This window comes from Psychrobacter sp. 1Y4, from assembly GCF_051847555.1.
This window is the reverse complement of sequence record NZ_JBPYDE010000192.1, coordinates 1-988: the sequence shown is the minus strand read 5'-3', so window position 1 is coordinate 988 and position 988 is coordinate 1. Positions and strand designations below refer to the sequence as shown.

Annotated in this window: 1 protein-coding gene and 1 pseudogene; both read right to left on the bottom strand. The window is 45.6% G+C overall.

Going from position 1 to position 988, the window contains the following annotated elements:
* The coding region (copM, locus tag ACS8FC_RS15185; protein WP_439297383.1) for a CopM family metallochaperone at positions 1 to 656 on the bottom strand (656 nt) is incomplete at its 3' end.
* Between the two features lie 182 nt (positions 657 to 838).
* Positions 839 to 988 (bottom strand): annotated as a pseudogene (locus ACS8FC_RS15180) (pseudouridine synthase); the annotation flags it as partial.

Below are 988 nucleotides of genomic sequence, written 5' to 3'. Positions count from 1 at the left end.
TTTTCATCAGTACCGTATTCGAGCTCGATTTTTGCCATATCTACGGCGCCAATATGGTGCGGTAGCATGCCACGTGCAAATGCCATATCCGGCATAGGATCAGCAATACCCAATGTCATCTCACCATGCATGCTTTCCATGCCCTTAGCGTAGGCCTGTTGCATAGCAGCGGTATTGGGCTTAGGTTTGGCTGCGTCAGGATGGCTAGCAAGCCATTTGTTTAGGATATCAATCTCAGCTTGCTGCGCCGTGATGATGTCTTGGGCAAGCTGGCGCATGGCGTCATCTGTACCGTATTTTAGTTGAATTTTCGCCATATCTATCGCGCCGCGATGATGCCCAAGCATGCCTTTGGCGAACGCGGTATCAGGATCGTTATAACCCATACCGATCATCATCTCGTCATGCATACTGGTCATGGACTTTGTGTAGTCTTTGAGCATATCCGTCATCTGAGCGTCATCTGTGACGTTTTCGCTATCTACCGATGTATCGTGGCTCATATTCTCATGCTCAGCATGAGTCATGTCAGTCATTGGCGGGGTGGCTTCTTCTACAGGCGCTGATTGACTATCTGCTGCTGGCTGACACGCACTTAATAGCAGTGCAGTAGAAATGCTGGTGGCCAACAGAACAAAACGATGAGAAGCAATCATGATATATCCCTACTATAAGAAGACCAAATGATGAATAAATGAGGTCTATTTTACATAACTAATGACGTGCTGAATCTTAACAGATAAACCTTACCCATTCGAGACGCTATGTTTAACAAGACGTAATATATTTACTTTAAATGAAAATATATGTCGGTAGCTAAGCGTTTAGACATGACAAACTAATAGCTAATACCCAATTGCTGATAGTGCTCACTAGTTAAGTGAATACGCACAAATTCGCCAACCGCTATGTCACCCAATTCAAACCCTGCAACCGACCAACGTATCAAACGCAGACAGGGCAACCCAACGTGCGCGGTCATGCGTCT